Annotated in this window: 17 protein-coding genes and 1 pseudogene; 5 read left to right on the top strand and 13 right to left on the bottom strand. The window is 64.2% G+C overall.

Annotation, left to right across the window (positions count from 1 at the left end):
• The 3 genes from SE91_RS37445 to SE91_RS03175 all read left to right on the top strand — a co-directional run.
• Nucleotides 1–561: HlyD family secretion protein (locus SE91_RS37445; protein ID WP_245318295.1), on the top strand; the 561-nt coding region annotated here is incomplete at its 5' end.
• 16 nt (nucleotides 562–577) lie between these two features.
• A complete protein-coding gene (locus SE91_RS03180; protein ID WP_061846557.1) occupies nucleotides 578–2,188 on the top strand; it encodes an MDR family MFS transporter in 1,611 nt (536 codons plus the stop codon).
• A 26-nt stretch (nucleotides 2,189–2,214) separates the two neighbouring features.
• Nucleotides 2,215–2,676: a carboxymuconolactone decarboxylase family protein gene (locus SE91_RS03175; protein ID WP_061846556.1), complete on the top strand. Its 462-nt coding sequence runs from the start codon at nucleotides 2,215–2,217 to the stop codon at nucleotides 2,674–2,676.
• 158 nt (nucleotides 2,677–2,834) lie between these two features.
• Here SE91_RS03175 and SE91_RS03170 read toward each other — a convergent pair whose 3' ends face one another.
• The 6 genes from SE91_RS03170 to SE91_RS03145 all read right to left on the bottom strand — a co-directional run bounded on the left by SE91_RS03170 (nucleotide 2,835) and on the right by SE91_RS03145 (nucleotide 8,585).
• Nucleotides 2,835–3,695, bottom strand: a complete 861-nt coding sequence (locus tag SE91_RS03170; RefSeq protein WP_061846555.1) for a D-amino-acid transaminase — start codon at nucleotides 3,693–3,695, stop codon at nucleotides 2,835–2,837.
• A gap of 179 nt (nucleotides 3,696–3,874) precedes the next feature.
• The gene (locus SE91_RS03165) at nucleotides 3,875–4,606 is read right to left on the bottom strand and encodes an amino acid ABC transporter ATP-binding protein (protein WP_060734820.1); all 732 of its coding nucleotides are present in this window, start codon (nucleotides 4,604–4,606) and stop codon (nucleotides 3,875–3,877) included.
• 12 nt (nucleotides 4,607–4,618) lie between these two features.
• A complete protein-coding gene (locus tag SE91_RS03160; RefSeq protein WP_061846554.1) occupies nucleotides 4,619–5,311 on the bottom strand; it encodes an amino acid ABC transporter permease in 693 nt (230 codons plus the stop codon).
• Nucleotide 5,312: 1 nt separating this feature from the next.
• Complete coding sequence (locus SE91_RS03155) at nucleotides 5,313–6,044, bottom strand: amino acid ABC transporter permease (protein WP_061846553.1); 732 nt, start codon at nucleotides 6,042–6,044, stop codon at nucleotides 5,313–5,315.
• Nucleotides 6,045–6,188: 144 nt separating this feature from the next.
• Nucleotides 6,189–7,100 carry an amino acid ABC transporter substrate-binding protein gene (locus SE91_RS03150; RefSeq protein WP_060737508.1) on the bottom strand — a complete coding sequence of 304 codons (912 nt, stop codon included), beginning with the start codon at nucleotides 7,098–7,100 and terminating at the stop codon, nucleotides 6,189–6,191.
• An 87-nt stretch (nucleotides 7,101–7,187) separates the two neighbouring features.
• Nucleotides 7,188–8,585, bottom strand: a complete 1,398-nt coding sequence (locus SE91_RS03145; RefSeq protein WP_061846552.1) for a M20 family metallopeptidase — start codon at nucleotides 8,583–8,585, stop codon at nucleotides 7,188–7,190.
• A 281-nt stretch (nucleotides 8,586–8,866) separates the two neighbouring features.
• Between SE91_RS03145 and SE91_RS03140 the strand changes: the two genes are divergently transcribed.
• Nucleotides 8,867–10,246 (top strand): LLM class flavin-dependent oxidoreductase, encoded by a 1,380-nt coding sequence (locus SE91_RS03140; protein ID WP_061846551.1) that lies wholly within the window; start codon nucleotides 8,867–8,869, stop codon nucleotides 10,244–10,246.
• A 159-nt stretch (nucleotides 10,247–10,405) separates the two neighbouring features.
• On the opposite strand, the gene SE91_RS03135 is transcribed toward SE91_RS03140, so the two are convergent.
• The 4 genes from SE91_RS03135 to SE91_RS03120 form a co-directional block, all read right to left on the bottom strand.
• Entirely contained in the window at nucleotides 10,406–12,067 is a 1,662-nt protein-coding gene (locus SE91_RS03135; RefSeq protein ID WP_061846550.1) for a thiamine pyrophosphate-binding protein, read from the bottom strand.
• Between the two features lie 254 nt (nucleotides 12,068–12,321).
• Entirely contained in the window at nucleotides 12,322–12,822 is a 501-nt protein-coding gene (locus SE91_RS03130; protein WP_061846549.1) for a GFA family protein, read from the bottom strand.
• Between the two features lie 221 nt (nucleotides 12,823–13,043).
• A complete protein-coding gene (locus tag SE91_RS03125; protein WP_061846548.1) occupies nucleotides 13,044–14,171 on the bottom strand; it encodes an alkene reductase in 1,128 nt (375 codons plus the stop codon).
• 115 nt (nucleotides 14,172–14,286) lie between these two features.
• A complete protein-coding gene (locus SE91_RS03120) occupies nucleotides 14,287–15,783 on the bottom strand; it encodes an aldehyde dehydrogenase family protein (RefSeq protein WP_061846547.1) in 1,497 nt (498 codons plus the stop codon).
• 190 nt (nucleotides 15,784–15,973) lie between these two features.
• Between SE91_RS03120 and SE91_RS03115 the strand changes: the two genes are divergently transcribed.
• The gene (locus SE91_RS03115) at nucleotides 15,974–16,819 is read left to right on the top strand and encodes an SDR family NAD(P)-dependent oxidoreductase (RefSeq protein ID WP_008543991.1); all 846 of its coding nucleotides are present in this window, start codon (nucleotides 15,974–15,976) and stop codon (nucleotides 16,817–16,819) included.
• 41 nt (nucleotides 16,820–16,860) lie between these two features.
• Here SE91_RS03115 and SE91_RS03110 read toward each other — a convergent pair whose 3' ends face one another.
• The 3 genes and pseudogenes from SE91_RS03110 to SE91_RS37440 form a co-directional block, all read right to left on the bottom strand.
• Entirely contained in the window at nucleotides 16,861–17,067 is a 207-nt protein-coding gene (locus SE91_RS03110) for a hypothetical protein (RefSeq protein ID WP_008543990.1), read from the bottom strand.
• Between the two features lie 152 nt (nucleotides 17,068–17,219).
• Nucleotides 17,220–17,495, bottom strand: coding sequence for a YiaA/YiaB family inner membrane protein (locus SE91_RS03105; protein ID WP_061846546.1), 276 nt, complete (start codon nucleotides 17,493–17,495; stop codon nucleotides 17,220–17,222).
• A gap of 52 nt (nucleotides 17,496–17,547) precedes the next feature.
• Nucleotides 17,548–17,712: pseudogene (locus tag SE91_RS37440) on the bottom strand (PspA/IM30 family protein); the annotation flags it as partial.

The raw sequence follows: 17,712 nt of genomic DNA, 5'->3' as shown, positions 1-17,712 counted from the left end.
AAGGTCGACGTGCTCACCACCCAGCGCGCCCAGGCGACGGCCCAGCTCGACCGCGCCCGCGCGGTGGCGCAGCAGGCGGCGCTGAACCTGTCCTACACCGAGATCACCGCGCCGGTCGACGGCACGGTCGGCGCACGCAGCTTGCGCGTCGGCCAGTATGTGCAGGCCGGCACCCAGCTGATGGCCGTGGTGCCGCTGGATGCAGTCTACGTCGTCGCGAACTTCAAAGAGACCCAGCTCACGCATATGCGCCCCGGCCAGCCGGTCGAGCTGCGCATCGACAGCTTCCGCAGCCAGCCCCTGCGCGGCCATATCGACAGCCTGTCGCCGGCGAGCGGGCTCGAATTCGCCCTGCTGCCGCCGGACAACGCCACCGGAAATTTCACCAAGATCGTGCAGCGCGTGCCGGTGAAGATCGTGCTCGACAATCATGAGCTCATCGGTCTGTTGCGGCCCGGCATGTCGGCGGTGCCGACCGTCGACACCAAACAGACCGTGCTGGCCGAACGCGAGACGACCAGGCGCCTCGCCAACAATACGTCCCGCCCGCACGGCGGCTGAAGCTGACGAGGCTTCCATGAGCACGCTCCAACCCACCCAAAACGCCGCAGCCGGCCTCCCCGCACCTGCTGCGTCCGCCACACCGGCGGTTTCCGCGAGGACATGGATCGCTGTGATCGGCGCGACGCTCGGCGCCTTCATGGCGGTGCTGAACATCCAGATCGTCAACGCCTCGCTCGCCGACATCCAGGGCGCGATCGGCGCCGGCATCGACGACGGCGGCTGGATCTCGACCTCCTATCTGGTCGCAGAGATCGTGGTGATTCCGCTGTCCGGGTGGCTCGCGCAGGTGTTCTCGATCCGGATCTATCTCCTCACCAACGCGATCCTGTTCCTGGCCCTGTCGGCGGCCTGCGCGCTGGCGCAGGATCTGACGCAAATGATCGTGCTACGCGCGGTGCAGGGTTTCACCGGCGGCGTGCTGATCCCCATGGCTTTCACCTTGATCATCACGCTGCTGCCGCGTGCCAAGCAGCCGGTGGGCCTTGCACTGTTCGCGCTGTCGGCGACGTTCGCGCCCGCGATCGGGCCAACCATCGGCGGCTATCTCACCGAGAATTTCGGCTGGCAGTACATCTTCTACGTCAACCTCGTGCCGGGCGCGATCATGGTCGGCATGCTCTGGTACGCGCTCGACGCAAAGCCGATGAAGCTGTCGCTGCTGCGCGAGGGCGACTGGGCCGGCATCATCACCATGGCGATCGGCCTGTCCGCGCTGCAGACCGTGCTGGAGGAAGGCAACAAGGACGACTGGTTCGGCTCGCCATTCATCGTGAAGCTGTCGGTGATCGCGGGCATTGCGCTGGCCGCGTTCCTCATCATCGAGCTCACGGTGAAGAAGCCGCTTCTGAACCTGCGTCTGCTCGTTCGCCGCAATTTCGGCTTCGGCATGCTCGCGAACTTCCTGCTCGGCATCGCACTTTACGGCTCGGTGTTCATCCTGCCGCAATATCTGGCGCGCATCCAGGGCTACAATGCCGAGCAGATCGGCATGGTGCTGGCATGGACGGGGCTGCCCCAGCTCGTCTTGATCCCGCTCGTGCCGCGTCTGATGCAGCGGTTCGATGCGCGGCTCGTGATCGGCGTCGGCTTCGTCCTGTTCGCGGCCTCGAACTTCATGAACATCTATATGACCAGCAATTACGCCGCCGAGCAGCTGCTCTGGCCCAACGTGGTCCGTGCGATCGGCCAGGCGCTGGTCATGGCGCCGCTGTCGGCGGTGGCGACGGCCGGCATCGAGCCGGAGAATGCAGGCTCGGCGTCCGGCCTGTTCAACATGATGCGCAATCTCGGCGGCGCCGTCGGCATCGCACTGCTCCAGACCGTGCTGACCAAGCGCGAGCAGTATCACTCCAACGTGCTGATGCAGTCGGTCTCGGTGTTCGAGCAGGCGACGCGCACGCGGCTGGAGCAACTCACCCAGTACTTCGTCAACCACGGCGTTCTCGACCATGCGGACGCCGCGCGCCGCGCCTATGTCGCGATCGGCCGTATCGTGCAGAAGCAGGCCTATATCCTCGCCTTCAGCGACACCTTCTATCTGCTCGGCATGGCGCTGATCATTGCCCTGATCGCGGTGCTCTTCCTGAAAAAGTCCGGCCAGACGTCCGCGGGCGGAGCCCACTGACCTCGAGCCGATAAAGGAGAACGACCATGAAACCCCGCATGAACTACTACCAGGCTGCGCCCGACACGATCAAAGCGCTGATGGTGCTGGAGGCGCAGATCCAGTCGACGGGCCTCGAGAAATCACTGATCGAGCTCGTCAAGATCAGGGCCTCGCAGATCAACGGCTGCGCCTATTGCATCAACATGCACAGCGAGGACGCCCGCAAGCGCGGCGAGACCGAGCAGCGCATCTACCTGCTCGACGCCTGGCGCGAATCCCCGCTCTATTCCGACCGCGAGCGCGCGGCGCTGGCCTGGACCGAGGCGTTGACACTGATTTCGCAGACGCGCGCGCCGGATGACGTCTACGAGCAGGTCCGCGCGCAGTTCTCCGAGGAGGAGACGATGAACCTGACGATGCTCATCGCCGCCATCAACGCCTGGAACAGGATCGCGATCGCATTCCGGGCGGTGCATCCGGTGAAGGTGAGGGCGTCGGTGGCATAGGGGCGGCGTCATGGACGCACCGCCGCCTGTACACTCTCAAGCGTCATGCCCCGGCTTGACCGGGGCATCCAGTACGCCGTGACCTATCGAGTAAACCAACAACCGCCTCGGAGTACTGGATCGCCCGGTCAAGCCGGGCGATGACAACAGCGGGTGGCTCAAACCGCCGTCGCCTTGGCGAACTCCACATAGATCTCGCGCAGACGCGTCGCCATTGGGCCTGGCTTGCCGTCGCCGATCTTCTTGCCGTCGATCGCGACCACCGGCTGCACGAACAATGACGCCGACGTCGCAAAAGCCTCCTTCGCTGCGAGCGCCTCGGCGACCGTGAAGGAGCGCTCCTCGACCCGGAGCTGGCGCTCTTCGGCGAGCGCCACCACGGCCTTGCGGGTGCAGCCCGGCAGGATCGCGTTGGAGTTCTTGCGGGTGACGATGACGTCGTCCTTGGTGAGGATGAACGCCGAGGACGAGCCGCCTTCGGTGACATAGCCGTCTTCCAGCATCCAGGCTTCGCCGGCGCCGGCTTCGGCGGCGGCCTGCTTCGCCAGCACCTGCGCCAGCAGCGCCACGCTCTTGATGTCGCGGCGTTCCCAGCGGATGTCGGGGACGGTGATCACGTTGATGCCGGTCTTGGCCGCGGCGGCGTTGATGATGTCCTTCTCCGAGGTGAACATCACCAGGCTCGATTTGACGTCTCCCTTGGGGAACGCGAAGTCGCGGCCCGTGTCGGCGCCGCGCGTGACCTGGAGGTAGACCAGGCCGTTCTCGACCTTGTTGCGCGCGATCAGCTCCTTCTGCAGCTCGGTGATGCGCTCGACGGTCTCGGGCAGCCTCAAGCTGATCTCGCCGACCGAGCGCTCCAGTCGCGCCAGATGCGAGGCATTGTCGACCAGCTTGCCGTCGAGCACGGCGGAAACCTCGTAGATGCCGTCGGCGAACAGGAAGCCGCGGTCGAGGATCGAGACTTTCGCGTCCGACAGCGGGACGAAGGAGCCATTGACGTAGGCGATCGAGTCCAAGGCAGATCTCCTGGGAAAAGGGGGATTTGGGCTGCTATACGAAATTTGCGGGCGCCGATAAACCCCACGATGGTCATCCGGGGCGGCGCGAAGCGACGAGCCCGGAATCCATAACCCCGACTCGTGGTTATGGATTCCGGGCCTGCGCCTTCGGCGCATCCCGGAATGACGGCAGTTGTTCAGTGCGACAGGATCTTAGACAAGAACTTCTGCGCGCGGTCGCTGCGCGGCTTGCCGAAGAAGTCGTCCTTCGCGGCATCCTCGACGATCTCGCCGCGGTCCATGAAGATGACGCGGTTGGCGACCTTGCGGGCAAAACCCATCTCGTGTGTGACGACCATCATGGTCATGCCTTCGCGGGCAAGATCGACCATGACGTCGAGCACTTCGCTGACCATCTCAGGATCGAGCGCCGAGGTCGGCTCGTCGAACAGCATCACGATCGGGTCCATCGCGAGCGCGCGCGCGATGGCGACGCGCTGCTGCTGGCCGCCGGAGAGCTGCGCCGGGAATTTCTGCGCCTGCTCCTTCAGCCCGACGCGCTCCAGAAGCTGCATGCCCTTCGTCACCGCCTTGTCGTGCGACCGGCCCAGCACCTTCTCCTGCGAGAGGCAGAGATTGTCGATGATCTTGAGGTGCGGAAACAGCTCGAAGTGCTGGAACACCATGCCGACGCGCGAGCGCAGCTTCGGCAAATTGGTCTTGGGATCGTTGACCTTGGTGCCGTCGACCAGGATGTCGCCGCTCTGGAACGGCTCCAGCGCGTTGACACATTTGATCAGCGTCGACTTGCCCGAACCCGAGGGCCCGCAGACCACGACCACCTCGCCCTTGGTGACGTTGGTGGTGCAATCCGTCAGCACCTGGAAGCTCGGCGTGTACCATTTGTTGACGTGGCTGATTTCGATCATGAGCGGCTAGCCCTAGCGAATGATGGCGATGCGCGCCTGCAGACGGCGGACGCCGTAGGACGCGATACAGGAAATGGTGAAGTAGACGACGGCTGCGAACAGGTACATTTCAACGAGGCGCCCGTCGCGCTGCGCCACCTTGCTCGCCGCTCCCAGGAAGTCGGTGATGGAGAGCACGTAGACCAGCGAGGTGTCCTGGAACAGCACGATGGTCTGCGTGATCAGGACCGGCAGCATGTTGCGGAAGGCTTGCGGCAGCACGACGTAGCGCATCGTCTGGGCATAGGTCAGCCCCAGCGCGCTCGCCGCAGCCGGCTGTCCGCGCGAGATCGACTGGATGCCGGCACGCATGATCTCGGAGAAATACGCCGCCTCGAACATGATGAAGGTGACGAGCGAGGATGCGAAGGCGCCGACGCTGATGGGGCGCGAGGCGCCGGTCACCCACTGCCCGATATAGGGCACCAGGAAGTAGAACCAGAAGATCACCAGCACCAGCGGCAGCGAGCGCATGAAGTCGACATAGATGCCGGCGATCCGGCCAAGGATCTTGAAGCCGGACAGCCGCATCAGGGCGAGCGCCGTGCCGAAGATGAGACCGCCGAGCGCCGCGAGCGCCGTCAGCGTCAGCGTGAAGGTCATGCCCTCGTAGAATAGATAGGGCAGCGCGCGGCGGATGACGTCGAAATCGAGATTGCCGAACATCTTATTTCCCCGTGATGTAGCCGGGGATCGCGACCCAGCGCTCGAGGAAGCGCATCGCGGTCACGACGACGGCGTTGACGAGGAGGTAGAGGATGGTCGCGGCGGTGAAGGCCTCGAACACCTGGAAGGAGAATTCCTGCATCGAACGCGCCTGCCCGGTCAGCTCAAGCAGACCGATGGTGATGGCGACCGCGGTATTTTTGATGGTGTTGAGGAATTCGGAGGTGAGCGGCGGCAGGATGATGCGGAAGGCCATCGGCAGCAGCACGTAGCGATAGCCCTGCGCAGTGGTCAGGCCCAGCGCCGTTGCGGCCATCTTCTGCCCGCGCGGCAGCGACGAGATGCCGGCCTGCAGTTGCACGGCGACGCGCGCGGACATGAAGAAACCAACGCCGATCGCCGCCGTCCAGAACGGCGCGTTCGGCAGCTGTTTCAGCCAAGTGCCGGCGCCCTTCGGCAGCAGTTCCGGCAGCACGAAGAACCACAGGAAAAGCTGCACAAGCAGCGGCATGTTGCGGAAGAATTCGACATAGGCAAAGCCGAACCAGTTCGCACCCTTGGACGGCAGCGTGCGCATCACGCCGACCAGCGAGCCGGTAATCAGCGCGATGATCCAGGCCAGCGCCGCGGTCTTGAGGGTCAGTGCCAGTCCCGACAGCAGCATGTCGAGATAGGTACCGGTCCCCATCGGATTCGGCTGGAAGAAGATTCCCCAGTTCCAGTTATAGTTCACGTGTCCCCCGCGCGAACGCGCCCCTCATTGGGCGACTTGAGAGAAGTCTCGTTCAGAGAAGTCCTGGGCGCCTATGCAAATGTCCGGCCACCCCTGTGTCAAGAGTGGCCGGACATGATTCCGATCGAAAGATCGAGGTCTGTCTTACTTATAGTCGTCCGGATTCGGCGAGTCCGACGGCTTGGCGAACTCGTTCTTCAGCTCGGCCGAGATCGGCGTGTTGAGGTTCAGGCCCTTCGGCGGAATCTTCTGGGTGAACCATTTGTCGTAGATCTTCTGAGCTTCGCCCGACGTATAGAGCGCCGCGGTCGCCGCATCGACCACCTTCTTGAAGGCGGGGTCATCCTTGCGCAGCATGATGCCGTAGGGCTCGGGCTTGGAGAACGCGTCCTTGGAGACGGCGTAGTCGTCCGGCGCCTTCGAGCCGGCGACGAGGCTGGCCAGCAGAATGTCGTCCATGACGAAGGCCACCGCGCGGTCGGTCTCGACCATCAGGAAGGCTTCGGCGTGGTCCTTGGCCGGAATGATGTTGGCGCCGAGGCCCTTGGCGACATTGGCTTCGGTGAGCTGCTTGATGTTGGTGGTGCCGGCGGTCGAGACCACCGTCTTGCCCTTGAGGTCGTCGATCGACTTGAGGCCGCTCGACTTCTTGAAGACGTAACGGCTGGCGGTCAGGAAGTGGGTGTTGGTGAACGAAACCTGCTTCTGGCGCTCGGCATTGTTGGTGGTCGAGCCGCATTCGAGGTCGATGGTGCCGTTCGCCATCAGCGGAATGCGCGTCGCCGAGGTCACCGGATTGAGCTTGACCTCGAGCTTGTCGAGCTTGAGCTCCTTCTTCACGGCGTCGACGATCTTGTAGCAGATGTCCATCGCGAATCCGACGGGCTTCTGGTTGTCGTCGAGGTAGGAGAACGGAATCGAGGAGTCGCGGAAGCCGAGCGTGATCGCGCCGGTGTCCTTGATGTTCTTCAGCGTGCCGGTCAGCTCCTGGGCCCCGGCCTGGCTGACGACGAAGGTCGCGGCAAGCGCGAGCCCGATGTGACGGAAATGTTTCACTTTTCTCTTCCCCTTTCGGATGATGCGGCCCGGATGCAAGCACAAATCGGGCCGGATTAGAATGTGACTTTCGGCTGGATCGAAGGCTCAGGTTAACGGGCCTGTTAGCGGTTCTTGCAACTCGCCGAGATCCCAGAACAGCCCCGCCATCACCGTCAAGGCCTCTTCAGTCAATGGCAGCAGGATGTGCTCATTGGGCGCATGCTGGGAGCAGCCGGGATAGGAGTGTGGCACCCAGATCGTCGGCAGGCCCAGGACCTCGGAGAACACGTCGTTGGGGAGCGAGCCGCCGAAATTCGGCAGCACGGCCGGCGCCTTGCCGGTGGTCTGCTGCACCGAATCCGCCGCCCATTTGATCCAGGGGCTGTCGAAATCGGTGCGCGATGCAGCAAAACTCTGGGCCGCCCGCACCTCGACCATTGGAAATCCCTTCGCGACAAAGTGCGCCCGGATGGCCTCGATCAGACCCTCGACCTTGGTCCCCACCACGAAACGCAGTTGCAGCACGGCATTGGCATGGCCGGGAATGGCGTTCGCCGGCTTCTCGATATTGCCCGAGGATATCGCCAGCACTTCCAGCGTATTCCAGGCGTAGAGCCGTTCGGCCGCCGACAGGCCGTCCTCGCCCCAATTCTCCGCCAGCGCCGGCTCGTCCTCGGTCGGCACCACCTGCACGTCAGCGAGATAAGAGCGGATCTGGTTGGTGAGGCGGGGCGGCTTCAGCGCGTCGAGCAGGAGGCGGCCGTGGCCGTCGACCAACGTCGAGATGGCGTTGACCAGGATGGTCGCGGGGTTGGCGAGCACGCCGCCCCAATTGCCGGAATGGTGTCCGCCGTCGCGCAAATTCACGTCGAGGTGGATGCGGATGCCGCCGCGGCATCCCAGGAAGAGCGTCGGCCGGTCGGCAGACAGGCGCGGCCCATCTGAGGCCATGAACAGGTCGGCCTTGAGCGTGTCGCGATTGAGATCGCAGACCTTGCCGAGATCGGGCGAGCCGATCTCCTCGCCCATCTCGACGATGAACTTGGCGTTGAAGCCGAGCTTGCCGCCGCGGGCCTCGCGCACAGCGCGTAGCGCCGCCATGTTGATGCTGTGCTGGCCCTTGTTGTCGGCGGTGCCGCGGCCATAGAGGCGAGTGCCCGCAACCGTCGTGTGCCAGGGATCGCGGCCATCGCGCCACTCGCCCTCCATGCCGTCGACGACGTCGCCGTGGCCGTAGATCAGCACCGTCGGCGCGGATTCACTCTCGTGATGCTCGGCAAACAGAAACGGCGCCTTGCCGCTGGGGGATTCCACGATGCGGCTGGAAAAATCCAACGCGGCGAATGCCGGCTGCATCTCCTGTTCCAGATAAGCGCGCAACTCGGTGCCCCGCGACGGATTCTGGCTTTCGGTCCGGTACGCGACGCGGCGGTCGAGCTCGGAAAGAAACGCACCGGAGGTGAAATCCTCACGGGCACGGGCGATGGCGTCGGCTCTGGTCATGGCTTGCATTTCGAGGTTCTGAGGCGAAGGACATTACCCGAGGCGGGCAGGTCTTCGAAAGTGGCGGGGGCTTCGATAGAACTTGGAGTTCTCTTGGGATTTCGTTCTTGCTTCCTCGATATTGGCTTGCCACGTGCGACAGCGCCGACGGATTTGGCCTTGCCAAGGCCAAGACATCCAAGTCTAGGATATGCAAGAACGTCGCCAAGTTGGGGCGTACGTCTACCATTCGAAGAGCGCTCAGTACAGAGTGCCAACAGTACAGACTGCCAAGGGACATCATGGCCAAAGAGATCAGGCTCAACGCCTTTGCGATGAATTGCGTCGCACACCAGTCACCGGGCCTGTGGACCCACCCGCGCGATCGCACCGCCGACTATAACCGCCTGCCCTACTGGACCGATCTCGCCAGGACACTGGAGCGGGGCCGTTTCGACGGGCTGTTTCTCGCCGACGTGCTCGGGGTCTATGACGTCTATGGCAACAGCCCTGACGCAGCCTTGCGCAATGCGGCACAGACGCCATCGAATGAGCCGCTGCTGCTGCTCTCGGCAATGGCGGCGGTCACTCAAAATCTCGGCTTCGGCGTCACCAGCAATCTGTCCTTCGAGCCGCCCTACCCGTTCGCACGGCGGATGTCGACGCTCGACCACCTCACCGAGGGCCGGATCGGCTGGAACGTCGTCACCGGCTATCTCGACAGCGCCGCGCGCGGCGCCGGCAAGGACAGGCAGACCGGACATGACGACCGCTACGACATCGCCGACGAATATATGGAGGTGGTCTACAAGCTCTGGGAAGGCAGCTGGGAGGACGACGCCGTGCTGCGCGACCGGGCCCGCGGCATCTTCACGGATCCCGCGAAAGTTCATCGCGTCAATCATGAGGGCGCAAACTTTCGCATCAACAACACGATTCACCTCAGCGAGCCGTCGCCGCAACGCACGCCGGTGCTGTACCAGGCCGGCACCTCGCCGCGCGGCCGGCAGTTCGCGGCCAAGCACGCCGAATGCGTGTTCATGTCGGGCCCGTCGGCCAAGGTGATCGCGCCGCGCGTCTCCGCGATCCGCCAGGAAGCCGCCTCGCTCGGCCGCAACCCGGCCGAGATCCTGATGTTCTCGATGATGACGATCATCCTCGGACGGACGGAAGCCGAAGCGAAAGAGAAGTATGCCGACTACCGCCGCCACATCAGCCCGGAAGGCGCGCTGGCGCTGATGTCGGGTTGGACTGGTGTCGACTTCTCCGGCTACGACCTCGACCAGCAAGTGCGTCACGTCCAGAACGATGCCGGCCGCAGTGCCATGGACAACGTCACCCGCGCCGATCCCGACCGCGTCTGGACCGTACGCGACGTCATCGAGCATGTCGGCATCGGCGGCGCCGGCCCGGTCGTGGTCGGCACGCCGGAGATGGTCGCGGACAAGATCGAGCAATGGTTCGAGGCGACCGATGTCGACGGGCTCAACGTCGCGTTCGCGATCTCACCCGGCGATTTCGAGGACATCGCCGACATGCTGGTGCCGGAACTGACGAAGCGCGGGCGCTACAAGTCCGAATATGCAAAGGGCACGCTGCGAGAGAAGCTGTTCGGCGATGGCCGTGCGCGGCTCGGCGCGCCGCATCCGGCGGCGGGATATCGGGTGGGAAAGACGGGGTAACTGCCACACACTCTCTGTCATGCCCCGGCTTGACCGGGGCATCCAGTACGCGGCGGCCTATCGAGGAATCACAGCCGTCTCTGGAATACTGGATCGCCCGATCAAGTCGGGCGATGACAGTTGAGAACGTGGCGAACACCGGTGCGATAGCAGCCCGCCCTACACCTTCCCGTCCACCATCACCTCGATCAGCTTGGTGCCCGGCCGGCTGAACGCCGACGCCAGCGTCGCCTTCAGCTCACGGGGATCGCTGACCTTGATCGCCTCGCAGCCCAGCGCCTTGGCGACGCCGGCGAAATCCACGGGGGGATCGACGAAATCCATGCCGACGTAATTGTCGTCGCCATGGAACGCGAGCAGGCGCTGCTTGATGATGCGGTAACCGCCATTGTTGGCGATGACGACGTTGAGCGGCAGCTTGTGATGCGCCGCCGTCCACAGCGACTGGATCGAATACATCGCACTGCCGTCGCCGGAGAAGCACACGACAGGGCGATCCGGATTGGCGATGCTGGCGCCGACGGAGGCCGGCAGGCCCCAGCCGATGCCGCCGGAGGCGAGGCCGTGATAGCCATAGCGATCGCGGTGCGGCCGCAGCGCGGTGATCTGACGGCTGGAGGTGAGGCCTTCGTCGACCAGGATGGCATGGTCGGGCATGGCCTCGATCATCTGCAGCACCAGGAAGTCCGGATCGATCGGGGCACGGCCGGCGCTCTTGCCGATCTGCTCGACCAACGCGGCGCGGCGCGCAGTCCAGTTCGCCGGTGCGAGCTCGGCGAGGCGCTGCTTGGCGCGGCTCGCGAGCGTCGTCCCACCCATCTCCTTCAGCACCGGGATCAGCGCGCGCAGCGTCTCCTTCAAATCCGCCTTCAGCGCGATCTCGGCGCCGTAATTTTTGGCAATCTCCCAATCGACGAGGCCGATCTGCACGATGCCGAGGCCATCCGGCAGCGCATCGACCTCGCTATAGACAGACATCCGCAAAGGATCGCCGCCGAGCGCGATCAAGAGATCGTGGGGCGCGAGCGTATCGCGTGCGACCTTCTGCACGCGCGCGAGCGTGCCGACGAAGCTCGGACTTTCGGAGAGGAAATGCGCGCCATAGGGCGTGGAGGACTGGTAAGCGGCAGCGCCGAGAAGTTCGGCGAGCTCAGCGGCCTCCTTGAGCGCATCGCTCTTGACCACCTCGTCCATGGTGACGATCACGGGGCGCTCGGCCTTCAGCAGCCGCGCAGCAAATGCCTTGAGCGCCTCATCCGACGGCTTGGTGCGCGCATCGATGCGGGTGGAGCGGCCGAGATCAATGCCAGCTTCGGAATTGAGGATATCGCCGGGAAGTGAGATGAACACGGGCCCGGTCGGAGGCGTCATCGCCACCTTGGCGGCGCGGCGCACGATGCGCGGAAGATCTTCCAGCCGCGTCACCTCGACCGCCCATTTCACCAGCGGCTCGGCCATGCGCACCAGCGGGCCGTACAGCACGGGCTCCATCAGGCCGTGGCCCTGCTCCTGCTGGCCGGCCGTGAGGATCATCGGCGTGCCCGTGAACTGGGCGTTGTAGAGCGAGCCCATCGCGTTGCCGAGGCCCGGCGCGACATGGACATTGCACGCGACGAGCTTGCCGGAGGCACGGCTGTAGCCGTCCGCGATCGCGACCACCAGGCTCTCCTGCATCGCCATCACATAGGTGAGATCGGGATGGTCCTTGAGGGCGTGCATGATCGGCAGCTCGGTGGTGCCGGGGTTGCCGAACAGATGCGTGATGCCCTCGTCCTTGAGCAGCGCGAGAAAGGCGGAGCGGCCGGTGATCTTGTTCTTCATGTTTCCTCCAGAAGCGGACGTCGCCGCAAGGACGGTGCATGATGGCCGAAGTCGGAGGAGGCGCGCAAGGAAGCGCGGTCATGGCTGCGTTGCGCATGTAGGTCTCATGTCCCGAACGCGGCGCAACGTGGAACGTTGCGACGCAGAGCCGGGACCCAGATTCGCGATCAGCTCGCTGACGCATGGATCCCGGCTCTGCGCAGCAGCGTTTCACGCTGCAGCGCGTCCGGGACACGCGAGCGGAACGAACAAGGCTACATCTCCTCCCGCCCCAGCTCGAACGGATCTTCGCCGCCTGCCCGCTTTTTCTTCGAGCGTTGCCAGACCACACCTGGAAATCCCTTCAGCGGCACCAGCGGCTCGCCGGTATAGGTCCATTCCTGCAGCTCTTCGATCGCGATGTGATAGAGCGGCTGGCGGCCGGTGCGCTCGCTGAACAGCGCGCGGGGGATGTTGACCATGTGCGGGCCGCGCGGGCGTTCATAGGTGATCGGCGTGCCGCAATGCGAGCAGAAGCTGCGGGTGGTTTTCGTGGCTTTGTCCTCGTAGCTTGCGAGCGCGGTCTTGCCAGCGGTGATGCGGAAGCGCTTCTTCCAGCTTCCGACATAGGTCGCGTAAGCCGCGCCATGGGCGCGGCGGCTGGCGGCGGAATGATCGTGCCAGGCCCAGCGCGCGGGAATGTCGATCTCGAAGCGGATCTTGCCGCAGAGGCATTGCCCAGTGGCTATACCTGCGGCGGCTGCGGCTTTGGCCATTGTGCCTCCCGTCGTCATTGCGAGCGCAGCGAAGCAATCCAGGCTGCCTCTGCGGAAAGATTCTGGATTGCTTCGCTGCGCTCGCAATGACGGAGTTTGTGGTGATAGTCGGAGCACCACAATAGCTCCGTAGCCCGGATGGAGCGAAGCGCAATCCGGGAATCGTGCCGCGGGGACGAATCCCGGATTTCGCTGCGCTCCATCTGGGCTACGAAGAAAGGCTACGCCGGCGTCAACTCGTCATACACCGGATAGTCCGTGTACCCCTTTGCCTCGCCGCTGTAGAACGTCGCACGGTTGTACGGCGTGATCGGATAGTCGTGCTGAAGGCGGCGCGGCAGATCAGGATTGGAGATGAAGATGCGGCCGAAGGCGATGATGTCGGCGTGTCCTTCGGCGATCGCCGCATTCGCAGTTTCGCCGGTGAAGCCGCCGGCGGTCATCAGCACGCCGCTGTAGAGCGGACGGAACAGCACCATCGCCGACGGCACGTTCTCCCAGTGGACATCAGCGCGGCCGGCGCCGCTGGAGCGCGGTTCGATGAAGTGGAGATAGGCAAGGCCGAGCTTGTCGAGCGCCTTTACGACATGGGTATAGAGCGGCATCGGATCGGGCTCTCCGGAATCGTTGGCGATGCCGTGAGGCGAGAGGCGCACGGCGACCCGGTTCGCGCCCCAGACATCGACCGCGGCCTGCGTCACCTCGAGCAGAAGCCGCGCGCGGTTCTCGATCGAGCCGCCATATTGATCGGTGCGCTGGTTGCTGCGCGATTGCAGGAATTGCTCGAGCAGATAACCATTGGCGCCATGGATCTCGACGCCGTCGAAGCCGGCAGCGAGCGCGTTCCTGGCACCCTGGCGAAACGCCTCGACGATGTCCTTGACTTCCCCAGTCTCCAGCGCCCGCGGCGTCTCGTAATCGGCGATCTTGCCGTCGGCGGTCATCGCCTTCATGCCCTCGGCCCTGATCGGAATCGCCGAGGCCGACACCGGGAGCGCGCCGCCATGGAATGAGGAATGGGAGACCCGGCCGACATGCCAGAGCTGGAGAAAGATGATGCCGCCCTTTGCGTGCACGGCGTCCGTCACCTTGCGCCAGCCGGCGATCTGCGCCTCCGAATAGATGCCGGGGGTCGCCGGATTGCCGCGACCATGCGAGAGGACCGGCGAGGCTTCGGCGACGACGAGGCCGCCCGGCGTTGCGCGCTGGCCGTAATATTCGGCGTTGAGCGGTCGCGGCGCGAAAGTATCGCGCTCAGCGCGCATGCGCGTCAGCGGCGCCATCGCGACGCGGTGTGCGAGCTTGTACGGACCGACCTGCAACGGTTTGAACAGCGCCTCGAATTTCATGTGGTCCCCGGATGTCTATGAAAGGATGTGGATCATATAGCGAGGGGCGGTCACCGGAAAAGGCGCCGCCCCCAAGTAGATATTCCCTCTCGCGGAAGGAGGGAGAGAACAGATCTTACGCCGTCTTGATCCAGACGGCCTTCACGTTGAGATATTCCTCGACATGCTGCTTGCCGGACTCGCGGCCATAGCCGCTCATCTTGTAGCCGCCGAACGGCACGGCCGGGTCCATCGCCTGGTAGCAATTCACCCACACCGAACCGGCCCGCAGGCTCTTCGCCACCGCATGGGCCTTGCTGACGTCGCGCGTCCACAGGCCGGAGCCGAGGCCGAACGTGGTGGCGTTGGCGCGCTTGACCAACTCGTCCATGTCCTTGAACGCGATTGCGGAGATGACGGGCCCGAAGATCTCCTCCTGCGCGATGCGCATGTTGTCCTGCACGCCCGCGAACACCGTCGGCGAGACGAAGAAGCCCTTCGACAGCGCGCCTTCGGTGACGCGGCCGCCGCCGACGAGCGCCTTCGCGCCTTCCTTCTGGCCGATGTCGAGATAGCCGGTGACGCGCTTGAGCTGCTCCTCGGAGACGAGCGGGCCAATCTGCACATTGGGATCGAGGCCGTTGCCGACCTGCAGCTTCTTGCCGAATTCGGCGACGCGGCCAGTGAACTCCTCGTAGATCGACTGCTCGACGAACAGGCGCGTCCCCGCGCTGCAGATCTGGCCGGAATTGGCGAACACCGCCATCGCGGCACCGGGCACTGCGGCATCGAGATCGGCATCCGCGAAGACGATGTCCGGCGACTTGCCGCCGAGCTCGAGCGAGACGCGCTTGAGGTTGCCGGCCGACGCACGGATGATCGACTGGCCGGTGATGTGCGAGCCCGTGAAGGCGACCTTGTCGACGTCATGGTGCGAAGCGAGCGCGGCGCCCGCGGTCTCGCCATAGCCCGGCACGACGTTGACGACACCGGACGGAATGCCGGCTTCCAGTGCAAGCTCGGCAATGCGCAGCGAGGTCAGCGGCGCTTCTTCCGCGGGCTTGAGCACCACGGTGCAGCCGGTCGCGATCGCCGGGCCGATCTTCCAGAGCGTCGCAGTGAGCGGGCCGTTCCAGGGAATGATGGCGCCGACGACACCGACGGGCTCCTTCAGTGTGTAGGAGAAGATTTCACCGGGCAGCGAGTTCTCGATGGTCTCGCCATGGATCGCGGTGGTCTGGCCGGCGTAGTAACGCAGCATGCCGACAGCGCGCAGGCGATAGGCGCGGGTGCGGCTGAGCGGCGCGCCCATGTCGAGCGTGTCGAGCTGCGACAATTCGTCGAAATTCTTCTCGACGAGGTCGGCAAGCTTCAGGAGCAGGTTCTGCCGCTCGAACGGCTTGACCTTGCTCCAGGGTCCTTCAAAGGCGCGGCGGGCGGCAGCGACCGCACGATCGATGTCTTCCTTGTCGCCTTCGGCGACGGTCGCGAGCAGTTCGCCGGTGGCAGGGTTATGGGTCTCGAAGCGCTTGCCGGAAGCGGCGTCAACCCACTTCCCGTCGATCAGCATCTGCTTGTAGGACCCGTTGGCGAACGGATGGCGCGTGATCGGAATAGCCTGCGATACAGCCATGGCTGCACTCCCTGTCAGCTGATTGATTGGTTCGATCTGGGCGGGATCGTTCGTCAGACAAACTACAGCGGGACCGGAAACGCGTAAAGGCGGCGTGGAACGAAGACCTCCCATGCCAACTTGTGCAGGGTCGCGCGAGGCACGTGCTATAACGCACCGGAGCGCAACACAGCTTCGCCGGAGAATTCGCATGTCACATCCCGCCATCGCCAAGGACAACGTTGCGGTGATCACGGGCGGCGCGTCCGGCATCGGATTTGCCGCCGCCGCGGCGTTTGCGCGCACCGGCATGAAGGTTTGCATCGCGGATGTCGATCAGGGACGCCTGGCCGAGGCTGCAACAAAACTGTCATCCGCCGCAGGTGCCTCGAATGTGATGACGTCTGCGGTCGATGTCGGCAAGGCCGATGGCGTGATGGAACTGGAACGCGCCGTGCGCGCGCGGTTTGGCGGGACCGATATCCTGATGAACAATGCCGGCATTCAGCCCGGCAGCACATTGTTCGCCGAACCCGACAATTGGCAGCGCATCATCGATGTCAACATGTGGGGCATCATCAACGGCTCGCGCATCTTCGCACCGAACATGATCGCGCGCGGCAAGCCGGGCCTCATCATCAACACCGGATCGAAGCAAGGCATCACCACCCCGCCCGGCGATCCCGCCTACAACGTGTCCAAGGCCGGCGTGAAGGCGTTCACCGAAGCGCTCCAGCACGAGCTGCGCAACACGAAGGACTGCCGCATCACCGCGCATCTACTCATTCCCGGCTTCGTCTTCACCGGCCTCACCGCCAAGGGCCGCACCGAGAAGCCGGCCGGGGCGTGGACGCCGGAGCAGACGGTCGACTTCATGCTGACGCGGCTGGAGGCCGGCGACTTCTACATCCTCTGCCCGGACAATGACGTGCCGCGCGCGCTGGACGAGAAGCGCATGCTGTGGGCGGCCGGCGACATCATCGAGAATCGCCCGCCGCTGTCGCGCTGGCATCCGGATCATGCGGATGCGTTCGCGAGGTTTGTGAGGGAAGACTGACTGCCAGACCCTGAAGGTGAGGCGCGCCTTGCGCGTCTCGACTACAGCGTCTCTTGCTTGTGCCCACAGTTCTTGCACGCGAACTTGACGCGGGTCTGGCCTTTCTCCGCCTGCACCCGGTTCGGCGCGCCGCACTTGCCGCAGACCGCTTCGATGCGGGTGGCGCCCTGCTTGACCACGATGGTCTTCTTTTCCATCGATTCGCGGATCAGGCGCTCGGCCTCCTCACGCAGGGATTGTTTCGACAAAGCTCGTCTCCGCCTCTGGAAAGCGCGAGAGCCATATCGCACCTGGGTGTGAAGCACAATGCGTGACGGATATCTTGGTCCACAAACGTCTTTACGAGATGTGCGCGGATGCAGGCGCGGCGGAGCATGTTGCCCCGCCGCTCCGATTCAGTTCAGGCCGCCTTGGAGACCTCCATCAGCAAGCGCTCGGCCTTGGCATCCTCGATGCGGTTCACGAGGCGGCTGCTCTCGTGATTGTCACGCACGGTCTTGGTCAGCGTGATGCAAGTCTGGATCAGCATGACGATACCCATGGTGAGATAGCCCTTCATCCAGAGATCGATCGGCAGGAAGAAGATGCCGATGGCGACGAGGAAGGCGGAGGCTGCGAAGGATGCGTAAGTGAAGCTCACCCAGGCGCTGCTGTGGGGCTGGCCGTTCTGGTTCATGATGGTCTCCTAATGGTTCAATTGACGATTGGGTTCGAAACGGGTGTTGAGATCAGGCTGCCGGCATGCGCTTGGACTTCAAGCGCGCCAGCACGTCGTCTGCGGTCGTCTTGAGCCGGGGCCCGAAGCCCTGTTCGGCGAGTCGTTCGGCGGTCGCGAGCGGACCGCTGGCCGCGTCGAGCTCGACCAGAGCCTCGTCGGCGGCCTGAGCCTCCAT

This window comes from Bradyrhizobium sp. DOA1, assembly GCF_001593325.1.
Taxonomy (GTDB): Bacteria; Pseudomonadota; Alphaproteobacteria; order Rhizobiales; family Xanthobacteraceae; genus Bradyrhizobium.
The sequence above is the reverse complement of the archived record's forward strand: the minus strand, read 5'-3'. Positions and strand labels throughout refer to the sequence as shown.